Raw genomic sequence first — 20523 nt, forward strand, 5'->3', positions numbered from 1 at the left:
CGGGTCGGTCGCACGGGACCTGGGGCTCGTCCGGGGGATCACCCGGACGAGCCCCAGGTTCGAGTACGGCTCAGCGCTTGAGCGTGAAGGTGAAGTCGCCGGAGAGCTTGCCGTCCAGCCGGGCGGCCGAGACGATCTTCCCGTCCTCGATCAGCCGCTCGACCTCGCCCCGCGACAGGCCGCAGCCCTCGGCGATCAGCGGCGCGGTCCGGACCGGGATCCGCGCCCCGAAGCGGACCGAGACGTCGATCGCCTCGCGGTCCGGATGGTCCGACCCGCCGGTGTCGAGGCGCCAGGCGCCCGTCCAGTCGAGGGTGATGCGGTTGCGACGCTGCACGACCGGATCTTGGAGCAGCTCGGCCACCAGGTCCGGGTCGTTGTCGTGCAGCCGGTCCAGCAGGTCGGGTCGGATGGAGCCGACCCTGACCCGCTCCAGGACGGTGAGCTTTGCCGTGACCTCGCACACCGTGCAGAGCGCGAGGAGCCAGGCGTCGATGAGCTTGTGGTTGGCGTTGACGCGAAACTTGCCGCTCGCTCGGAAGCGCTCGGAGGCGCACACGGGACATCGACGGCGGACGAGCGGCAGGCAGGTGGGCATGACTGCCCAGTAGATGAGCATGGAGGTACACCGGTCTCAGTGAGAAGTCCGCAGCAAGAAGGAGCGCGGCGCGCAGGCGCGACGCGCGACAGATCAGCGCTCAGGAGGTCTCACAGGGTGTACAACGGCACGTCCTCGACTCGACGACTCGGTCAGGGCAGCACGGTAGGCGCGCGGAGCGGCGCTGCTCCACTGGTTTTCGGCCAGGTGGCTCTCGGGCAGGCGATGAGGGGCGGGCACCGGCCCGCCCCTCACGCCGTGCGCCGACCGGTCAGCCGACCCGGATGAACGTCGGGTTGGACTGCCAGATGCTGGTGTACCGGACGCTCTGCCCCGGGACCGGGGCCTCGATCTGCATGCCGTCGCCCGCGTAGATCGCGATGTGGCCGGGGGACCAGATCATGTCCCCTGGCTGCGCCTCCGTCCAGGGCACCACGGTCCCGGCGTACCGCTGCTCGGACGACGTGCGGGGCAGGCTGATCCCGACCTGCGCGTAGACGTACGAGGTGAACCCGGAGCAGTCGAACCCGGACGGCGTCGACCCGCCCCACAGGTACGGCACTCCGAGGTACCGCATCGCTATCGACACCACCGCAGAGCCCGTCTCCGCGGCTTCGGCGGCGGCCTCCGCCGCGGCTTCCGCCTCGGCCTCGGCGGCGAGCTCCGCCTGGTACTCCTCGTTCTCCTCGGCGGAGACGACGGACACGGCCGCGTCGTCGACCTTCAGCTCCGCGTCGGGGGCGACGGCGACCACGGGCGCGGCGCTGACCGCCGCCCTGGCCTGGGCGGTCAGCGCGTTGAGGTCGGCCGCGTCGAGCGTGCCTTGCAACGGCTTGGCGTCGAGCTTGGCCTTGACCGTCGTGCCGGCCGGCGTGGCGTTCGCCGGGGCGGCGACCAGGGACAGCAGCAGGCCGGAGCCTGCCATGACCACGGCGGTCCGCTTGGCCAGCTCCGTGGCCTGACCGGCAGCGGCCTGGGTGATGGGGGAGGGGATCGGACGGCGCGCCGCCCGATGACGGCCGCGGCTGCGCGTGGCCGTCGTGGGGTTGAAACGGGGCTCCATGAAAGCGGGGACCTTTCTGATCGGAGTAGAACCACACACGCGACCCGGGGTCGTGGCGCGTCGAACCGGTCGACACCGTGGGGTGCCGACGGCTGTGTCGGTCTACGTCCGGGAGATCCCCAGCGCATGGAGCGACGGCGCGGCCGCGGCGGCCACGCTCGACGCCGTCCGATGGTCGTGCCCCACCATGGCCGGCGCGAGCCGCTGCGCCGAGCGGTCCGGCATCACGGCCGGGACCAGCGACGGCGGCAGGACCGGGTCGCACTGCGCCGTCACCGTGCGGTGGTCGGAGCAGCCGTGCGAGCCCTCACCGTGCGGCGCGGCGGCAGCCTCGACGACGGCGCCGTGGGCGCTCGCGGGCGCGCATCCGGCGTCCGCCTGGGACGCGGCGAGCGGTCCACCGCCGTCGTGGGGGTGCTGGTCCAGGTGCACGCTGCACAGCGCGTGCACGCAGACGACGGCGAGCGCGACGAGCATGACCGTCAGGGCATCCGTAGAACCCGGCCGGCGGGCGGCGAGGCGCGAGCGGAGGCGTCGTGTCAGGCTCATGGTGGGCCCAACGATAACGGAACGAACACGAGCGACAGAACGGACATGCCTCAGCGCGCCGTCGAGCACTTCGGCCAGCCGATCGGGGACCATATGTCCTCCGAGTCCGTTTCCACTGTCGCGCCAACCGGCCCCACGATACGGTCGGTGCACCGCCGTCCGGCCAATCGAGGAGCCCCAGTGTCGTCCGACGAGCTGCCCCAGGAGTTCCAGATCGACGTGCCCGACGAGATGGAGACCGGCGTCCCGGCCGACTTCGCCTCCGTCTGGCACACGCCGACGTCGTTCATCCTGGACTTCATCGCCGTGAAGCAGCCGCCGAGCCCGGTCGCCGACCCGGAGTCGGGTGAAGTGACCTCCATTACCGTGCCGGGCCGGGTGGTCTCGCGCGTACGTATTCCTCCGCAGCAGGTGTTCGAGCTCGCGAAGGCACTAACTATGCAACTGGATGCATGGGAGAAGGAAAGCGCGCCGTCGGTTCGCAATCCGGGGTCTACGGAGGGCCCGGACGGCCCGAATCGGCCCTCAGAAAATTGATTCTGGTGAATTTTTTACTTGGACAATTGACCAACTCGGTGCCCATATGTCCGATCTGACCGTTAATTATCCGCCAGTTTGGCTGGAGAAGGGGTAGTTTATACCAGAGTGGTCCCGGAAATGTAACCTCCGGCGGCTGTTCCACTTGCGATCTTCACGGATGTAGGCTGCCCGTGATCGCAACGAAGGCGTTGCAATCTCCCAGAGTTGCCCGGGGGGTCGGGCGACCCGTTCCGGCGGCCGTGTCGGGGAGCAATGAACAGGGGCGATGCAAGTGAGCAACACTGAATTCGATAACAGGGGGCGCACGGGCGGGATCATGTTCGAGGAACAGTCCCGCGCGAGTGTCGTGAGCATGTGGGGAGAGATCGACGTCTCCCTGCGCGGTGAGTCGAGTGCTGCCATAGCCAACGCCCTCGAGCGGGCCAAGGCGGTGGTGATCGACACGTCCAGGGTGACCTTCATGGACTCGACGGGCGTGGCGTTCCTCATGCAGATGTACACCTACGGGACGCAGGACGGGCTGACCGTCAGCCTTCCCGAGCCGCCGCCCGTGGTCCGGACCGTCATCGAGATGCTCGGCGTGGACGCGCTGTTCGCGCAGCAGGCAGAGCCCGCCGTCGTGCGGGAGGCCTGACCGGGCCGCCGAGGACCGGGAAACCGGCCCGGAGGCCGGGCGCGGGGATCAGCGCCCGGCGGCGAGCGCCGCGGCCCCGACGATGCCGGCCGCGTTCCGGAGCTGTGCCGGCACGATCGGCGCGCGCAGGTGCAGGTTCGGCAGGTACTTCTCGTGGTGCTTGCTCACACCACCGCCCACGACGATGAGGTCGGGGGACAGGAGGTCTTCGACCACGCCGAAGTAGCGCTGCAGGCGCTCCGACCATTCGTCCCAGGAGAGGTCCTCGCGCTCGCGCGCCGAGTCGGCGGCGCGGGACTCGGCGTCGTGCCCGTCGATCTCAAGGTGCCCCAGCTCGGTGTTCGGCACCAGGACGCCGTCGACCACGAGGGCCGAGCCGATGCCCGTGCCGAGCGTCGCCACCAGCACCACGCCGGCGGTGTCGCGGGCCGCGCCGTAGCGGACCTCGCCGATGCCCGCCGCGTCGGCGTCGTTCACCGCGACGACGTGGCGGCCGGTCGCGCGCTGCACGAGGGCGGGCAGGTCCACGCCGGTCCAGGACTGGTCGAGGTTGGCCATGGAGCGCACCACCCCATGCTGCATGGGGGCGGGGAACGCGACGCCGATCGGCACGTCGTCCGGCAGGTGGTAGCCGCCGACGAGCTCGGCGAGCACGTCCGCCACGGCATGCGGGGTGGACGGGCGGGGGGTCGGGATGCGGGTGCGGTCCTGCGCGTACTTGCCCGCCACCAGATCGACGGGCGCGCCCTTGATCCCCGAACCTCCGATGTCTATGCCGAATGCCAGGTCGCTCATGTCAGGATCGTCTCATGAGCAACCAGGAGCAGTACTGGTACAACACCGCGACCGGCGAGGTCGAGACGGGGCGCCGCTCGTCCTGGACGCACCTCATGGGCCCGTACGGCACCCGCGCCGAGGCCGAGCGGGCGCTGGAGAACGCGAAGGCGCGCAACGAGTCGTGGGAGCAGGACGACGAGGACTGGCGCAAGAAGTAGCTACTTGTCGAACGAGTGCGCCTCGTCCGGGAACGACGAGTCCTTGACCTCGGCGATGTAGTCCTCGGCGGCCCGCTGCAGCACCGCGCCGAGCTCGGCGTAGCGCCGGGCGAAGCGCGGCGACCAGCCGGTCATCCCCGCCATGTCGGTCCACACCAGGACCTGCCCGTCGCAGTGCGGTCCCGCGCCGATGCCGATGGTGGGGATGCGCAGGATCTCGGTGATCCGCGCGGCGACGTCGGTGGGCACCATCTCCAGCACGAGGGCGACGGCGCCCGCCTCCTCGACGGCCTTGGCGTCCGCGGCGAGCTGCTCGACGGCGGCGTCGCCGCGGCCCTGCACGCGCGGACCGCCCAGCAGGTTCTCGGACTGCGGCGTGTACCCGAGGTGCGCCACCACGGGGATGCCGGCGGAGGTCAGTGCCCGGATCTGGGGTGCGGAGCGGACGCCGCCCTCGAGCTTGACGGCGTCGGCGCCCGTCTCCTTGAAGATGCGCACGGCCGTCTCCAGCGCCTGCTGGGGACCGGCCTCGTAGGAGCCGAACGGCAGGTCGATCACCACGAAGGCGTGCTTGGCGGCCCCGGCGACGGCACGCGCGGCCGGAATCATCTCGTCGACCGTCACGGGAATCGTGGTCGTGTGCCCGTGCATGACGTTCCCGATGGAGTCGCCGACCAGCAGGATGTCCATGCCGGCGGCGTCGAAGATCGCCGCGGTCACGGCGTCGTACGCGGTGAGCATCGCGAGCTTCTCTCCCCGGGCCTTGGCCTCGGCCAGGTGGTGCACGCGGACCCGCTTGGGACCCTGAGTGGGCGAGGTGTGGGCGGACATGGTTCTCCTGTGGTTCGAGCGGCTGCGGTGCCGCAGGAAAGCCTACGACCGGTCGTCCATGCTCGGTACACGCGCCTGTAACAGGCTTAGGGCAAGATGGGGCCATGGACAGGCAGCAGGAGTTCGTGCTCCGCACGGTCGAGGAGCGCGACATCCGCTTCATCCGGCTCTGGTTCACCGACGTGCTCGGTGTGCTGAAGTCGGTTGCCGTGGCACCCGCCGAGCTGGAGTCGGCGTTCAGCGAGGGCATCGGCTTCGACGGCAGCGCCATCGAGGGGCTCACCCGGGTCTTCGAGGCCGACATGGTCGCCAAGCCCGACCCGACCACCTTCCAGGTGCTCCCGTGGCGAGGTGAGCGGCACGGCACGGGCCGCATGTTCTGCGACATCCTGACGCCGGACGGGCAGCCGTCGCTCGCGGACTCCCGCAACGTCCTCAAGCGCACCCTCGCCAAGGCGAGCGACCGCGGGTTCACCTTCTACACGCACCCAGAGGTCGAGTTCTACCTCTTCAACCAGCAGACCAAGGCCGACGCCGAGCTGGAGCCGGTGGACCAGGGCGGGTACTTCGACCACCTGGCCAGGGGGTCGACGCACGACTTCCGCCGGGCCGCGATCACCATGCTGGAGTCCATGGGCATCTCGGTGGAGTTCTCCCACCACGAGGCCGGCCCGGGGCAGAACGAGATCGACCTGCGGTACGCCGACGCGCTGACCACCGCGGACAACCTCATGACCTTCCGCACGGTGGTCAAGGAGGTGGCGCTGGAGCAGGGCGTGTTCGCGTCCTTCATGCCCAAGCCGCTGGCCGACCAGCCCGGCTCTGGCATGCACACGCACGTTTCGCTGTTCGAGGACGACCGCAACGCGTTCTACGAGCCCGGCGCCCAGTTCGAGCTGTCCAAGACGGCGCGCCAGTTCATCGCGGGCCTCATGGTGCACGCGGGCGAGATCACCGCCGTCACCAACCAGTACGTCAACAGCTACAAGCGGCTCTGGGGCGGGCAGGAGGCCCCGAGCTACGTGAGCTGGGGCCACAACAACCGGTCCGCGCTGGTCCGCGTGCCGATGTACAAGCCGGGCAAGGGCAACTCGGCGCGCATCGAGTACCGCGCGCTCGACTCCGCCGCCAACCCGTACCTGGCGTTCGCCGCGATCCTCGCGGCGGGCCTCAAGGGCATCGAGGAGGGCTACGACCTCCTGGACCACACCGAGGACGACGTGTGGGAGCTCACCCCGGCCGAGCGCCGCGCGCTGGGCATCACGCCGCTGCCGCGCGACCTGGACGAGGCCATCCAGTACATGGAGAAGTCCGAGCTCGTGGCCGAGACGCTCGGCGAGCACGTCTTCGACTACTTCCTGCGCAACAAGCGCGAGGAGTGGGAGGCGTACAGCGCCCAGGTCACACCGTTCGAGCTCAAGCGGTTCCTGCAGCTGTGACCGTGCCGACCGTGCGCAGGGGGGTGCTGCACGTCCGGCCCGCGTCGTAGGGTCGGGGGGTGCAGAGCCGCCGACCCGAGACCTTGACGACCCATCTGATCCGGGCCGGGTTCGCCGACCTCACCCGGTCGGCCGCGCTGTGGCGCGATCCCGACCTGGTCGCGGTGCTGGACAGCCGGGCCACGGGCGGCGGTGAGCCGAGCCGCGCGGTCGGGCCCGATGCGGCCGGCCCGGATCGCGGCGCGGTGGCCCTCGACCCCGCCGGCGCGGCGCTCCTGCGCTCGCTCGCCTCCGTGGCCGACCCCGACCTCGCCCTGCTCCAGCTCGTCCGCCTCGCGGCGGCCGCCCCGGACCGGCTGCGCCCGGTCCTCGTGGTGCCCGACGGCGGGGCGGCGGCTCCGCCCGGCGGCGAACCGCGCGTGGGGGCGGGCCCCCGGGTCGGCGCCGACGCCGCCGACGACGGACTGACACCCACGCCGGACCTCGCCCCCGCCGAGCCCACGGGCCCCGACGACGAGGGGCCACCCCTCCCCACCGCGCGCGACCGGCTGCTGCGCGTGCTCGGCTCGTCCTCCGCGCTCGGCGACGAGCTGGTCCGGCGCCCCACCCTGCTCGACCTGATCCTCGACGGCACCCCGGGCACCGACGTCCCGGCCCCGGCGGTCCGCGCGGAGCTGCTCCGGGCCGTCGACGCCGACCCCGACGCCGACGAGCCCGTCGCGGGCACCCACGTCCCGGCCGGTGGTGCGGGGGACGAGGCGGAGGCGCCCGGCGACGTGCCGCCGTCGTACACGGACCGGCTGCGGCGCGCCTACCGGGCGCGGCTGCTACGGATCGCCGCGACCGACGTGACCGCGGCCGACCCGACCGCCGTGCTGCCCGCCGTCGCCGCGGCGCTCGCGGACCTGGCCGCCGCCGCGCTGGAGGCGGCGCTGGCCGTGGCCCGCTCCGAGGAGGAGGACCACGCCGTCGGCGTGCGCCTCGCCGTGGTGGGCATGGGCAAGACCGGCGGCCGGGAGCTGAACTACATCTCCGACGTCGACGTCATCTACGTGGCCGAGCCGGGCCGGCTGCCCGACGGCGCGCCCGCGTGCGACGAGGACCACGCGCTGCGGGTCGCCACGCGGCTCGCGGGTCGGCTCGCGCAGGTGTGCTCCGGCGCGTCCGCGGAGCCCGCGCTGTGGCAGGTCGACGCGGCGCTGCGGCCCGAGGGCAAGCAGGGCCCGCTCGTGCGGACGCTGGCCAGCCACGTCGCCTACTACGAGCGGTGGGCCGTGACGTGGGAGTTCCAGGCGCTGCTCAAGGCGCGCCCCGTGGCGGGCGACCTGGAGCTGGGGGAGGCGTACGCGGCCGCCGTCGGGCCGCTGGTGTGGCAGGCCGTGGAGCGGCCCAACTTCGTGGAGGACGCGCGCGCCATGCGCAAGCGCGTCGAGGACAACGTGCCCGTCACCGAGGCGGACCGGCAGATCAAGCTCGGCAAGGGCGGCCTGCGCGACGTCGAGTTCACGGTCCAGCTCCTGCAGCTCGTGCACGGGCGCGCGGACGAGCACATCCGCTCGCGGACCACGCTGGACGCGCTGGCCGCGCTGTCCAAGGGCGGTTACGTGGGGCGCGAGCACGCCCGCCGGATGGGGGAGTGCTACCGGTTCCTGCGCGCGCTGGAGCACCGGATCCAGCTCTTCCGGCTGCGCCGCACCCACCTCATGCCGACGGCGGAGGCCGAGCTGCGCCGCCTGGCCCGCGGGCTGCGCTACGGCAGCGCCGACGACCTGGTCAAGACCTGGCGCACGGTGCGGCGCGAGGTGCGCGACCTGCACGAGGCCGTCTACTACCGGCCGCTCCTGCCCGCCACGGCGCTGCTGTCCACGGGTGAGGCATCGCTCGCGCCCAAGGCCGCCATGGCCCGGTTCGCCGCGATCGGCTACCGCGACCCGGCCGGCGCGATGCGGCACGTCCAGGCGCTGACCGACGGCGTCTCGCGGCGCGCGGCGATCCAGCGGCAGCTCCTGCCGGTGCTGCTCGGCTGGTTCGCCGAGGGCGCCGACCCGGACGAGGGGCTGCTCGCGTTCCGCAAGCTGTCGGACACGCTGGGCTCCACCCACTGGTACCTGCGGCTGCTGCGCGACTCGGCCGAGGCGGCGTCGCGGCTGGCGCAGGTGCTGTCCTCCTCGCGCTACCTCGCGGACGCGATCGGGCGGTCGCCGGAGTCCGTGCGCTGGCTGGCGCAGTCCGAGTCGCTGGCTCCGCGCGGGGTGCGGCGGCTGGCCTCGGAGGCGGACGCGCTGCTCGGCCGGGCCCAGGAGGTGGGCGCCGCCACCGTGGCGCTGCGCGCGCTGCGGCGCCGCGAGCTCGCGCGCACGGGCGTCGCCGAGGTGCTGGGGGCCCTCGGGCCCGTCGACGCCGCCAAGGCGATCTCGGACGCCGCCGACGTGGTCCTGGCCGGCGGGCTGCGCATCGCGGAGCACGAGGCGCGCGACGAGCGGAGGGTCGCGCGCGGGGACGAGCCCGCGCGGCTGCTCATCGTGGCGATGGGCCGGCTCGGCGGCCAGGAGATGGGGTACGGGTCCGACGCCGACGTCATGTTCGTGTACGAGGCGGTCGGTGGCGCGGCGGACAAGGAGGCCAACGACTACGCGCTGGCCGTGGCCAAGAACCTGCGGCGCATCCTGTCCGCCGTCGGGCCGGAGCCGGGCCTGCCGGTGGACGCCGACCTGCGGCCCGAGGGCCGCAACGGGCCGCTGGTGCGGTCCTTCGAGTCCTACGTGGAGTACTACGGCCGCTGGTCCTCGCCGTGGGAGGCGCAGGCGCTCCTGCGGGCGCGGCCCCTGTCGGGCACGCTGAGCGTGGTCGCGGCGGGTGGCCCGGCCGAGGGCGCGGTGGCGGCAGCGCTGTCGGACGGCGGTGGGGCGGCCGACGGCGGTGGGGCTGGCGCCCGGGGCGCCGGTGCCGGGGCGGCCGGCGCCGGCGGCGAGCTCGACCTGGGGCCGGGCGCCGAGGGCGGCCGGTCGCTGGGCGCGCGGTTCGCGGCGCTCGTCGACCCGCTGCGGTACCCGGAGGGCGGGCTGGACGCGGCGGTCCTGCGCGAGGTGCGGCGCATCAAGGCGCGCGTGGAGTCGGAGCGGCTGCCGCGCGGCGCGGACCCGGCGCGGCACCTCAAGCTGGGGCGCGGCGGCGTGTCGGACGTCGAGTGGACGGTCCAGCTCCTGCAGCTCCAGCACGCGTTCGAGGTGCCAGGGCTGCGGACCACCGGCACCGTCTCGGCCCTGGAGGCCGCGCGGGAGGCCGGCCTGCTGACGGCCGACGACGCCGAGGTGCTGCTGGAGGCCTGGGTGCTCGCGTCGCGGCTGCGGTCGGCGATCGTGCTGTGGTCGGGCCGGACCACGGGCGCCGGCGTGGACCTGCTGCCGCACGACAGCCACGCGCTGACCGGGATCGCGCGCCTGCTCGGCGACGTCGGCACGGGGCCGGAGCTGGAGGAGCTGTACCTGCGGGTGGCCCGGCGGGCGCGCGGCGTGATGGAGCGGGTGTTCTACGGCGCGCAGTAGCGGATTCGGTCGCCTCGGGAGGGGTCCCTGAGCACGTCAGGCACGATATCGTGCACCACGGCTTAGGGGGAGGGAGAGCCCGTGCGCCTGCTCACCGACGGCCGTCGGATCGGCGACACGTACGAGGTCGAACGCTACCTCGGCGAGGGCGCCTACTCCGAGGTGTACCGGGTGCGCCACCGGTTCCTGGGCCGGCAGGCCATGAAGGTCTTCAAGCGGGTCGGCACCCTGGCCGAGACCCGGCGGATGCTCGGCGAGGCCGTGCTGCTCTCCAAGCTGGGCCACCCCAACATCGTGCGGGTCTTCGAGGCGGGCACCGTTGACACACCTGCGGGCGACCGCGGCTTCTTCACCATGGAGTACGTGGCGGCCGGGAACCTGGACGACTTCCGCCGGTCGCGTCCGGACCGGTCGGTCCGCCTGGCCGACGCCGTCGAGATCCTCGTGCAGCTCTGCGCCGGCCTCGCCGTGGCCCACCGGGAGGACCCGCCGATCGTCCACCGCGACATCACGCCGTGGAACGTCCTGGTCGGTTATGACAGGGGGCGCCTGCGGGTGCGGGTGGGCGACTTCGGGCTCGCCCGGCGGGTCGACGCCCGGACGGGCCTGACCAGCTCGGAGGGCACCCTGGCGTTCATGGCGCCCGAGGCGCTGCGCTACGGGCAGGGAGCGTCCCCGGCGGGCGACGTGTACGCCGTCGGCACCGTGGCGTACCTCCTGCTGACCGACGTCCTGCCCTACCCGGAGGTGCCGCTCACGGTCTTCGGCGCGCAGCACCGCGCGCCGCCGATCTCGCCGCACGACCTCAACCACGACGTGGACCACGAGCTGGCGCGGATCGTGCTGCGCGCCCTCGAACCGGACCCGCCGGACCGGCCGGCCGATGCGGCGGAGCTCGGCGCGGAGCTGGCCGTGTGGCAGACCCGGCACCACCCCGGACCGCCCGACGACGCCCCCGATGCGAGGTGACCGCGATGAGCACCACGTCCGACGTCGCGCGCGAGCTCGACCGCGTGCTGCGCCCGCTCGCCGGCCACGGCCTGTACCGGAACAACGCGTTCCGGGTGACCGGCCTGCCCACCACCGCGACGCCCCGGCAGATCCGGCGGCTCCAGGAGGAGCTCCGCAACCCCTACTACGTGCCGCCCGTCGCCGAGCGTGACGTGCCGCTGCCGCCGTCGGACGACGGTGACGCGCAGCGCGCGGCCTTCGAGGTGCTGCGCGACCCGCTCGCGCGGCTGGTGCACGAGCTGTTCTGGCTGCGCCCGGAGCAGGCGAGCTGGCACGAGCACGCGATCTTCGCGCACTGTCGCGCGCTGGAGGCGACCACCCGCGACGGGAAGGTCGCGGAGCAGGAGACCTGGGACGACTGGCGGTCGGGCCTGCGCCTGTCGGCGCAGGCGTTCGCCACCGGGGAGACCTGGGGGTGGGTCCGACGGCGGGCGGCCGAGATCGACGACCCGCGCCTGTCCGTCGCCGTGCTCCGCGCCCTGCGGGAACGGCTGCCGGAGCACGTCATCGGGGTGACCGTGGGGCTGGCGGTGCGGGCCGCCGCCGTCAGCCGGGCGCAGGCGGAGCCGCACCTCGCGGTGCTCCGCCAGGCGGGGTTCGAGCCGCGGCAGGTGCGCGAGGTCGCCCGGGCGGCCGTCGAGCCGTCGGCCGGCCGCGTCCGGGAGGCGTGCGAGACGGCGCGCAGCTCCGACCCCGCCGTCGGGCTCACGGCCGCCCGGGACCTGCTCGACGGGACGCAGGCTCCGCTGACGACCATCACGACCGTGCTGGGCGCCGACGACGACCTGGCCGGCGCCTGCCGGGACGAGGTGGCGCACGCCGTCAACAACCGTGTGGTCGCGTACGTCAACGAGTTCCTGGAGGACGGGCGGGGCGCGCTGCCCTCCGCGCCTGCCCTCGACCTGCTCCGCCGGGCCCGCTCGCTGGCATGGTCCCCGACGGTGACGGAGATGGTGGACAAGAACCTCGCGGACCTCGAGGAGCTCGTGGCGTCCGGCGCCGGTCGCACGCCCGCGTGGCGGGGCGCCTCGGCCCAGCGCGGCGGGGCCCCGGTCGGGGCGTCCCAGGACGCCGACCTCGGGTGCCTCGTGCTCACGGTCCTCTTCGTGATCGGCGGGGTGGCCTCGTGGTGGCTCCTCAACCAGCTCGACATCGGGCCGGTCTGGCCCGTCCTCGGCGGCATCTTCGGGGGCTTCGTGGCGATCGGCGTGGTCGCGCAGATCATCGAGTTCTTCCAGGACCTGTTCGGCAGGTAGCCCCGGGACGCCGTGCAGCCCGCGCCACGCCGGGCTCCGCGCACACGAACGTAAGGAGTGGATGGATGAACGCCGCACCACGGCGCCGGGAGGGCGCCTCCAGCCTGATGGCCTGGTCCCGGCAGCGCCGGTTCCCCGCCGAGTTCCGGATCGCGGCGCTCGCCGAGGTGCCCGGCCCGGCGGAGCCCCCGGCACCCGAGACGACGCCGGACCGGGCGGGTGACGCCTCCGCCGTCGTGCCCACTGGGACCACCGCTGGAGCTGCCGCCGGGGAGCCGCCCGTGCCGGACGACCTGCCGGACCGGGTGGTCGCCGACCTCGCCACGGAGATCTGGCGGGCCCGCCGCAAGGTGGACGGGCCCGACGCCGAACGGGACGCGCCGCGCGCGGTGCGCTGGGCGAGCCGCTACCTGAGCGCCGCGGCCGACCGGCTGACCGGTGCCGGGATCGAGGCGCACGGCCACGACGGGCTCCGGTTCGACGTCGGGATGGAGCTGCGCGTCCTGGCCTACCAGGACGCCCCGGACGTGACGGAGGAGACCGTCATCGAGACGGTCCGGCCCTCGGTGCGGCGCGCGGGGCGCGTGATCCAGGAGGGGGAAGTGATCGTGGCGGTGCCGGAGAGGGCGGTGCCGGTGCCGGAGGAGGCGGCGCCGGACGAGGCAGTACCCGAGCAGGCAGTACCCGAGCGGAAGGGGCAGGACGATGCGTGACACCATCGACTTCGGGATCGACCTCGGCACCACCAACAGCGCCGTGGCGGTGGCCAGGGGCGCCAGCGCCGAGGTGATCCGCAACAACCGGAACCTGGAGTTCACGCCGTCGGCGGTCTACGTGAACCGGTCGGGGAACCTGCGGGTCGGGCAGCAGGCGCGCGACCGGGTCGTGTCCGACCCGGGCAACGCGTGCGCGGAGTTCAAGCTGCGCATGGGCCGGCACGACCAGGACAAGCTGTTCGAGGAGTCCGGCCGGACCATGTCGCCGGAGGAGATGTCGGCGGAGGTGCTCAAGTCGCTGCGCGGCGACGTGCAGCGCCGGACGGGCGAGCAGATCGAGACCGCCGTCATCACGGTCCCTGCCGCGTTCACGGCGGACCAGACGGCCGCGACCAGCCGGGCGGCCGAGCTCGCCGGGCTGCGCGAGGCGCCGCTGCTGCAGGAGCCCACCGCCGCCGTCTGGGCGTACACCGCCGACGCCGCCGACGTGCCCGACCGGGGGTTCTGGCTGGTCTACGACTTCGGCGGCGGCACGTTCGACGCCGCGGTGGTCAAGATCGAGGACGGCGAGTTCCTCGTGGTCAACCATGCCGGCGACAACTCGCTGGGCGGCAAGCGGATCGACTGGGCGCTCGTCGAGGACCACCTCCTCCCGCGCCTGCGCCAGGAGCCCGGCCTCGGCGACGTCACCCTGGACGACCCCCGGTACCGTGGCGCCCTCGCCCAGCTCAAGGACCTGGCGGAGAGCGCGAAGATCGAGCTGTCGCAGCAGGAGACGGTGGACGTCGAGGCCGAGGTCACCATCGACACCGGCCGCTCGGTCGAGTTCTACTGCGAGCTGACCCGCGCCGACCTCGACGGCGTCGCGCGGCCCCTGGTGGCCAGCTCGATCCGGCTGTGCCGCCAGTCGCTGTCCGAGAGCGGGATCGGGCCGGAGGCGTTCGAACGCGTCCTGCTCGTCGGCGGCTCGTCCCAGCTCACCCTGGTGCGGGAGATGCTGACCGACCCGGCCGACGGCCTCGGCATCCCGCTTGACCACAGCCTGGACCCGATGACCGTCGTGGCCCGCGGCGCCGCCGTCTACGCGGCGACCCAGCGCCTCCGGGTCCAGGCGGGCGACCCGGCGGAGCACGGCCGGATCCAGCTCATCCTCGAGTACGGCCCGGCGGGCCTCGACCCCGACCCGCTCGTCGGCGGCCGGGCACAGGCCGACGACGTCCAGGACTGGTCCGGCTGGACGGTCGAGCTCCGCAACACGACCGCCGCGCCGGTCTGGAGCACCGGGGCCGTGGCGCTCCGCGCGGACGGGACGTTCTCGGTGCGGCTGCTCGCCGAGGCGTACGCGACCCACTCGTTCACCGTGACGCTGCGCGACCCGGCCGGGTCTCAGGTCGAGACGGCGACGACCGGCCTCACCTACCAGCGCAAGAGCGGCGGGATGGGCGGCGCCCCGACGATGAGCCACTCGCTCGGCATCGGCCTGGTGGACAACACGGTGGAGCCCCTGGTCCGGCGGAACACGGAGCTGCCGAGCACGGGCCGGATCCACGGCCTGCGGACCACGCAGGCCGTCAACCGGCTGTCCGGCGACGGCCTGATCCGGATCCCGATCCTGTCCGGCGAGCATCCGCGGGCCGATCGCAACACGGTCGTGGGACAGCTCGACGTCCGCGCGCACGACATCTCGCGCGACGTGCCCGAGGGCACGGAGGTCGAGGTGACCCTGCACGTCGACGCCAGCTTCCGGATCAAGGCCGACGCGTTCGTCCCGTTCCTCGACGCGGAGTTCCCCATCGACGTCGACCTCGCCCGGCCCGTGCTGCCCGGCGTCGCGGACCTCAAGGCGACGCGCGCCGCGGTCGAGGCCCGCTACCACGACCTGCGGAGCCAGGCCGAGGTGATGCGGGCGACCGAGGCGGCGGCCCGCCTCGACCGGGTGGACTCGGACGGCGTGTTCGACGAGATCGACCGGCTGCTGCGCCAGGCCGAGGCCGACCAGGACGCCGTGGCGACCTGCCAGGCGCGCCTGCTCGACGCCGACACCGCGCTGGACGAGGTGGACGAGCTGCTGGAGCTGCCGAAGGTCGTCGAGGACGGCCGGGCGGCGCAGACCATCGCGCAGGAGGTCGTCGAGCACGCGGGCGGGAGCCGTCACGCCGCGGACCTGCGTCGGGCCGAGGCCGACCTCGAGGAGGCCATCGCGGACGGCAACCGGACGGTCATCGAACGTCGGACCGAGGAGGTCAGGGCCATCGCGATCCGCGTGCTCCAGGACAGCGGGGAGCTGCCGCTGGTCCGGTTCAGCGGGCTGGAGAGCGAGCTCGACGGCGACCCGCGCCGCGAGGTGCAGAGCCTCCTGGCCGACGGGCGCCAGGCGGTCGCCCGGGGCGACCTGGCCCGGCTCGACCGGATCAACGCGAGGCTCTACCGGTTCGTCGACCAGGGTGGCACGACGTCGCAGTACCGCCCGGGCAACCTCGGGCACCTCGGCCGAGGGGACGGCCAGCGATGAGCACCGTCGACGCCGCCACCCGCCACGCCCGCGCCGGCCGGTACGACACTGCCCGGCAGCTCCTCGACACGCTCGGCGGCCAGGACAGCGACGACGTCGCGGTGCTCGACCTGCTCGCGCGCATCCACGCCCAGCGCGGCGACCTCGTCGGGGCCGACGCGTGCTGGGCCCGCGTCGAGCAGCTCGACCCGGAGCACACCGGCGCGCGCGAAGGACGCCGTCGGATCCGCGAGACCTGGGCCGGCAAGCGCTCCGGGCGCGCGGGCGTGGCCGCGGGCGCCGCGCTGGTCGGCGTCCTGATCGCCGCGGGCGGGGCCGCGGCCGGCTGGGGGCTCGCCCCGCGGCAGGACGCCGAGCCCGCCACCGACCCGGCGGTGGCGCAGGAGCTCGCCCGGCTGCGGGAGGAGGTGGGCGAGCTGCGGTCCTCTGTGGCTGCCGGGCCGGGCGGCGGTGATGCGGCGGCTGAGCGGGCGACGGCGGACCGGCTCCGGGAGATCCGGGAGGCGCTCGCCGACCCGCGGTGGAGCACCACCCTCGACGCACGATCGGTCCTCGTGACCTTCCGCGACCCGGTGTTCCTGGCGGGCGGCGCCGAGGCGTCGGTCCGGGGCGGCGAGGCGCTGACCGGCCTCGCGGGCCGGCTCGGCGACCTGACCGGCGTCGCCGTCACCGTCGTGGGCCACACCAGTGACACCGCGCCCGTGCCGGGCGGCCCGTACGCGAACAACGCGGAGGTGGGGCTGGCCCGCGCGCTCGCGGCGGCGCAGGCCGTCGCCTCGGGCAGCGGGATCCCGCTGAGCGCCGTGGACGTCGCGAGCGCGGGCGACGTCGACCCGCCGTACCCCAACACGGACGCGGCGGGCCGGGCCAGGAACCAGACCGTGACGGTGACGGTCGAGGTGGTGCCGTAGGCGGCGGGCGAAAATCCGTTGCCCCGGTCGCGCCCGTCGGCGCATGGTGGGGCCACCCGAGAGATTGGAACCCCGATGACGGCTGTCACGCCCCGTGCCCTGACCCACCGAAACACGGACGTGACAGCCTTTGTCGTACCTCAACCTCGGGATCGTCGCCCATGTCGACGCCGGTAAGACCAGCCTGACCGAACGCCTGCTGCACCACGCGGGCGTGATCGACCGTCCAGGCACCGTGGACGGCGGCGACACCACCACCGACACGCTCGCGCTGGAGCGCGAGCGTGGCATCACCATCCGTGCGTCGGTGGCGTCCTTCCCCGCCGGCGACGTCACCGTCAACCTGCTCGACACGCCCGGCCACCCCGACTTCATCGCCGAGGTGGACCGCAGCCTGGCCGTGCTCGACGGCGCGGTGCTCGTGCTGTCCGCCGTCGAGGGGGTGCAGGCGCAGACCCTCGTGCTGATGCGCGCCCTGCAGCGGCTGCGCCTGCCCGTGATCGTGTTCGTGAACAAGATCGACCGGCGCGGTGCTCGTCCGGAGGCGGTGGTCGACGCCGTCGCCCGGCGGCTCAGCCCCGACGTGCTGCCGGTGCAGCGGGTGCTTAATGCCGGAACGCCGGCCGCCCGGGTGGAGGCGCTGCCGGACGACGGCCTGCGTGACTGGCTCGCCGGCGAGTCGCGGCGGGGGAGCGCCCATGCCGTGCTGTTCGGGTCGGCGATGACGGGGGCCGGTGTGGCGGAGCTGGCGGCGGGGTTGGGGACGTACCTGCCGGTGGCGGGGACGCACTTGCCGGCAGCGGAAGTGTTGGCCGACGGCGCGGTGCGCGCGATGGCGGATGGCGCGATGGCGGACGGTGCGGTGCGTGCGATGGCGGACGGTGCGGTGCGCACGACGGCGCCTGTCCCGGGCGCGGCGGCCGTGAGTGGCGCCGGAGCCGACGGTGCGGCGGACGATCTCTCCGGAGTGGTCTTCGCGATCGACCGCGACGAGGGCCGCAAGCGGGTGTTCGTCCGGATGCGGTCGGGCACGCTGCGGATGCGCGACCGGCTCGACCTCGGGCACGGCCGGGCCGAGCGGATCACCGGGCTGCGCGTCGCCTCCCGCGGCACGCTCGAACCGCGCACGACGGCGGAGGCCGGCCAGATCGCCGTCGTGCAGGGGCTGACGACGGCGCGGGTCGGCGACGTCCTGGGGCAGGCGCGGCCGGGGGACGAGCGGGCCAGCCAGTTCCCGCCGCCGTCGTACGAGACCGTCGTGGACGCCGCCCCGGACGCGCGCGGGCGGCTGTATGCCGCGCTCACCGAGCTGGCGGAGCAGGACCCGCTGATCCGGGTGCGGCGGCGCGGTGAGGAGATCACTGTGTCGCTGTACGGCGAGGTGCAGCGCGAGGTGCTGGCCGCGATCCTGCAGCGGGAGCACCGGGTCGACGCGCGGTTCGGCGAGGTGCGGACGGCGCGCACGGAGCGGCTGGTCGGCACGGGGCACGCGCTGGAGGTGAAGAAGCAGGACGGCAACGAGTTCCTGGCCACGATCGGGCTGCGGGTCGAGCCCGTGCCGGCCGGGGCGGGCGTGACGTTCGAGCTGGAGTGCGAACGCGGGTCGATGCCACCGGCGTTCTTCGACGCCACCGAGGACACCGTGCGCCGCGAGCTGGCCCGCGGGCCGCTGCGGTTCCCCGTGCCGGATGCTCGCGTGGTCATGACGCACTCGGGCTACGCGCCCCGGCAGAGCCACATGCACCAGAGGTTCAACAAGGCGATGTCGAGCACGGGGGCGGACTTCCGCGGGCTCGCGCCGCGGGTTCTCGCGGCGGCGGTCCGGCGGGCGGGGACGGTCGTGTGCGAGCCGGTGCACCGGTTCGTCATCGAGCTGCCCGACGACGTCGTCGGACCGGTGACCTCGCTGGTGGGACGGCTGGGCGGGGTGCCGTTCGACTCGCGGACGGTGGGCGCGGGGATCGCCGTCGTGCGGGGAGAGATCCCGGCGGGCGGCGTGGCCGCGCTGCAGCGGGACCTGCCCGGGCTGACTCGCGGCGAGGGCATGTGCCGCACGGAGCACGACCGGTTCGAGCCGGTCCACTGACGGCGGCTCGGTTGGCGCCCACGGATTGAGTGGACGGTGAGTTTCCCAGCAGACCGCCCGTTCAGCGCACGCGCACCTGAGCGCCCGAAGATGACCATGCACCTGCTGCCAGGATCGTGTCCGACGTGGCAGCAAGTGCATGGTCGTCTGCGGTCGGCCGCGACCATGGGGCCGAGGGCGATGCCGGTGGGGCCTCGGCGAAGCGTCGTCGCAGGCGAGGTGCCGGAGGCGGACCCCTACGCGGAGCGTCGCGAGGGCGCAGTGACACGCGACCACGAGAAACGGCGGCCAACGCTGCACAACGTCGCACGACGAAAGTGCAGGTCAGCCGCCGTTTCGGGCCATCTCAGCAGGTCGCGGGGGACCGGCTGTCAGATGTCGTAGGTCAGACAGCGTTTTGACCGCTGACCTGGGCAGACTCCTCAGATTTTGGCGGAAGTTCCACACCGGTTACACGAAGCAGCGAATCGACCGCCTTCCGCGTGCGCTTGTCGCTGCCCGGCATGAGGTGGGTGTAGGTCCGCAGCGTGAAGCCGGGGTCCGAGTGACCCAGGTACTCCGACACGGCCTTGATGCTCTCGCCGTCGTGCAGGAGCGTGCTCGCGTACACATGCCGCAGCATGTGGCAGCCGTTGTCCCGTTCGGTCGGAACCCCAGCCTTCTCCAGTGCCTTTTTCCAGATGAACGGATTGAAGTAGTTCCGATTGAGCGCTTTCCGCTCACGCGACGTGATAACGAGATTCACCGTCGTCGGCACGCCGTCCGTGGTCTTCCAAGGCAGAGTAACGGCCACGGTCGGGTGTTTTTTCAGGTATTCCTTCAATTCCTTGTGTACCGTCGCGGGCAACGGGACCTCCCGCACCTTCTCAAATTTCGGCAGTGCAAACACCTGCCGATTTCCATTAAATAGCTTCACCTGCCGGTTGACGGTCACCCGCCCACGCTTGAAATCCACATCGTCAACGGACAGGCCGAAGACCTCACCCTGACGGAGCCCCAGACCGACGGCGAGCGTGGCGACGATCCGGTACCGCTCAGGCAGCGCCGCACGCACGGCGTGGACCCGCTTGGGCTCCCAGGGCACCACGCGACGACGAGTCACCTTGGGAGGGCTGACTGAGTCCGCCTTGCACGGATTCTTCCGGATCATCTCGTCCGCCACTGCCGCCGAAAGGACGGCCGAGACGTTCGTAAAGATCACTTGCTGATAGGACGGCGCCAACTTACTAAGGCTCTTGAGCCATGCCTGGATTGTTGATGGCTTGAGCGAGGCGAGTGTCTTCGAGCCGAGGACCGGGTAAGCGTGGAGGCGAAGGCGCAATTCAACGGCATCATGTGTCGAAGCGTCGAAGGTCTGCGATTCCAACCACTCTTCCGCATAGTCCTCAAATGTGACCTTGCCAGCGTCGGCAGCGATGTACTCGCCCCGAAGCTTGTCGCCCTCCATCTTGATGACGTAGTTCTGAGCGTCGGTAAACTTCGCGAACGACTTCGAGGGTTGCTTCGTGCTATCCGGTTCACGCCAGCGGGCGAGGTAGAAGGTCGTGACCTTGCCGTTCTTGTTGGTGCGCGTGCGCTTCTCCACGGAGCCCATCAGGCCGCCTCAGCCTGGGCGCGCAGCCAGGCGCGTACGGTGGCGGGGTCGTAGCGCAGGTAGCGGCCGACGCGGAAGGCGGCAGGGCCGGTGCCCATGGTGCGCCACCGGTACAGCGTGGCCACGCTGGGCAGGCGCAGGAACTCCGCGACCTCCTCAACGGTCCACAACTCATCGATACGCGGGACCTCGTTGGGTTCCTTGGCCCGCCGGTTCTTCGTGTTCTTCATGACCCAGCCCCTC

Annotated in this window: 18 protein-coding genes; 11 read left to right on the plus strand and 7 right to left on the minus strand. The window is 72.9% G+C overall.

The features are described 5' to 3' along the window. Positions 1 to 70: 70 nt before the first annotated feature. The 3 genes from AC0QU1_RS08055 to AC0QU1_RS08065 form a co-directional block, all read right to left on the minus strand. A complete protein-coding gene (locus AC0QU1_RS08055) occupies positions 71 to 619 on the minus strand; it encodes a DUF1062 domain-containing protein (RefSeq protein WP_483575773.1) in 549 nt (182 codons plus the stop codon). A 250-nt stretch (positions 620 to 869) separates the two neighbouring features. After that, positions 870 to 1661, minus strand: coding sequence for a C40 family peptidase (locus tag AC0QU1_RS08060; RefSeq protein WP_483575775.1), 792 nt, complete (start codon positions 1659 to 1661; stop codon positions 870 to 872). Between the two features lie 102 nt (positions 1662 to 1763). Then, entirely contained in the window at positions 1764 to 2210 is a 447-nt protein-coding gene (locus AC0QU1_RS08065; protein WP_483575777.1) for a hypothetical protein, read from the minus strand. 180 nt (positions 2211 to 2390) lie between these two features. On the opposite strand from AC0QU1_RS08065, the gene AC0QU1_RS08070 reads away from it, so the two are divergent. Next, positions 2391 to 2747, plus strand: a complete 357-nt coding sequence (locus AC0QU1_RS08070; RefSeq protein ID WP_483575779.1) for a DUF3467 domain-containing protein — start codon at positions 2391 to 2393, stop codon at positions 2745 to 2747. A 268-nt stretch (positions 2748 to 3015) separates the two neighbouring features. Then, positions 3016 to 3384, plus strand: a complete 369-nt coding sequence (locus AC0QU1_RS08075) for an STAS domain-containing protein (RefSeq protein ID WP_483575781.1) — start codon at positions 3016 to 3018, stop codon at positions 3382 to 3384. Between the two features lie 48 nt (positions 3385 to 3432). Here AC0QU1_RS08075 and ppgK read toward each other — a convergent pair whose 3' ends face one another. Then, entirely contained in the window at positions 3433 to 4179 is a 747-nt protein-coding gene (gene ppgK / locus AC0QU1_RS08080) for a polyphosphate--glucose phosphotransferase (RefSeq protein ID WP_483575783.1), read from the minus strand. A 14-nt stretch (positions 4180 to 4193) separates the two neighbouring features. On the opposite strand from ppgK, the gene AC0QU1_RS08085 reads away from it, so the two are divergent. Next, positions 4194 to 4379, plus strand: a complete 186-nt coding sequence (locus AC0QU1_RS08085; protein WP_483575785.1) for an SPOR domain-containing protein — start codon at positions 4194 to 4196, stop codon at positions 4377 to 4379. Here the strand turns inward: AC0QU1_RS08085 and panB are convergent, their stop codons facing one another. Then, positions 4380 to 5210, minus strand: a complete 831-nt coding sequence (gene panB, locus AC0QU1_RS08090) for a 3-methyl-2-oxobutanoate hydroxymethyltransferase (protein WP_483575787.1) — start codon at positions 5208 to 5210, stop codon at positions 4380 to 4382. It lies immediately after the preceding gene. 104 nt (positions 5211 to 5314) lie between these two features. On the opposite strand from panB, the gene glnA reads away from it, so the two are divergent. The 8 genes from glnA (at position 5315) to AC0QU1_RS08130 (ending at position 18686) form a co-directional block, all read left to right on the plus strand. Continuing rightward, positions 5315 to 6649, plus strand: a complete 1335-nt coding sequence (glnA, locus tag AC0QU1_RS08095; RefSeq protein ID WP_483575789.1) for a type I glutamate--ammonia ligase — start codon at positions 5315 to 5317, stop codon at positions 6647 to 6649. Between the two features lie 59 nt (positions 6650 to 6708). Further along, positions 6709 to 10194, plus strand: a complete 3486-nt coding sequence (locus AC0QU1_RS08100) for a bifunctional [glutamine synthetase] adenylyltransferase/[glutamine synthetase]-adenylyl-L-tyrosine phosphorylase (protein ID WP_483575790.1) — start codon at positions 6709 to 6711, stop codon at positions 10192 to 10194. Between the two features lie 81 nt (positions 10195 to 10275). After that, positions 10276 to 11163: a serine/threonine-protein kinase gene (locus tag AC0QU1_RS08105; protein WP_483575792.1), complete on the plus strand. Its 888-nt coding sequence runs from the start codon at positions 10276 to 10278 to the stop codon at positions 11161 to 11163. 5 nt (positions 11164 to 11168) lie between these two features. After that, positions 11169 to 12461, plus strand: a complete 1293-nt coding sequence (locus tag AC0QU1_RS08110; protein ID WP_483575794.1) for a hypothetical protein — start codon at positions 11169 to 11171, stop codon at positions 12459 to 12461. 65 nt (positions 12462 to 12526) lie between these two features. Next, positions 12527 to 13174, plus strand: coding sequence for a nucleotide exchange factor GrpE (locus AC0QU1_RS08115; protein ID WP_483575796.1), 648 nt, complete (start codon positions 12527 to 12529; stop codon positions 13172 to 13174). Then, positions 13167 to 15689 carry an Hsp70 family protein gene (locus AC0QU1_RS08120; protein ID WP_483575798.1) on the plus strand — a complete coding sequence of 841 codons (2523 nt, stop codon included), beginning with the start codon at positions 13167 to 13169 and terminating at the stop codon, positions 15687 to 15689. Before AC0QU1_RS08115 ends, AC0QU1_RS08120 begins: the two co-directional genes overlap by 8 nt. Continuing rightward, positions 15686 to 16600 (plus strand): tetratricopeptide repeat protein, encoded by a 915-nt coding sequence (locus AC0QU1_RS08125; RefSeq protein WP_483575800.1) that lies wholly within the window; start codon positions 15686 to 15688, stop codon positions 16598 to 16600. Before AC0QU1_RS08120 ends, AC0QU1_RS08125 begins: the two co-directional genes overlap by 4 nt. Before the next feature lie 130 nt (positions 16601 to 16730). After that, positions 16731 to 18686: a GTP-binding protein gene (locus AC0QU1_RS08130; protein ID WP_483575802.1), complete on the plus strand. Its 1956-nt coding sequence runs from the start codon at positions 16731 to 16733 to the stop codon at positions 18684 to 18686. A 385-nt stretch (positions 18687 to 19071) separates the two neighbouring features. Here the strand turns inward: AC0QU1_RS08130 and AC0QU1_RS08135 are convergent, their stop codons facing one another. Both AC0QU1_RS08135 and AC0QU1_RS08140 read right to left on the minus strand, forming a co-directional pair. Continuing rightward, entirely contained in the window at positions 19072 to 20271 is a 1200-nt protein-coding gene (locus tag AC0QU1_RS08135) for a tyrosine-type recombinase/integrase (protein ID WP_483616440.1), read from the minus strand. Positions 20272 to 20279: 8 nt separating this feature from the next. Then, a complete protein-coding gene (locus AC0QU1_RS08140) occupies positions 20280 to 20510 on the minus strand; it encodes a helix-turn-helix transcriptional regulator (protein WP_483616442.1) in 231 nt (76 codons plus the stop codon). Positions 20511 to 20523: the final 13 nt, after the last annotated feature.

It is taken from the genome of Promicromonospora noduliphila (assembly GCF_056951025.1).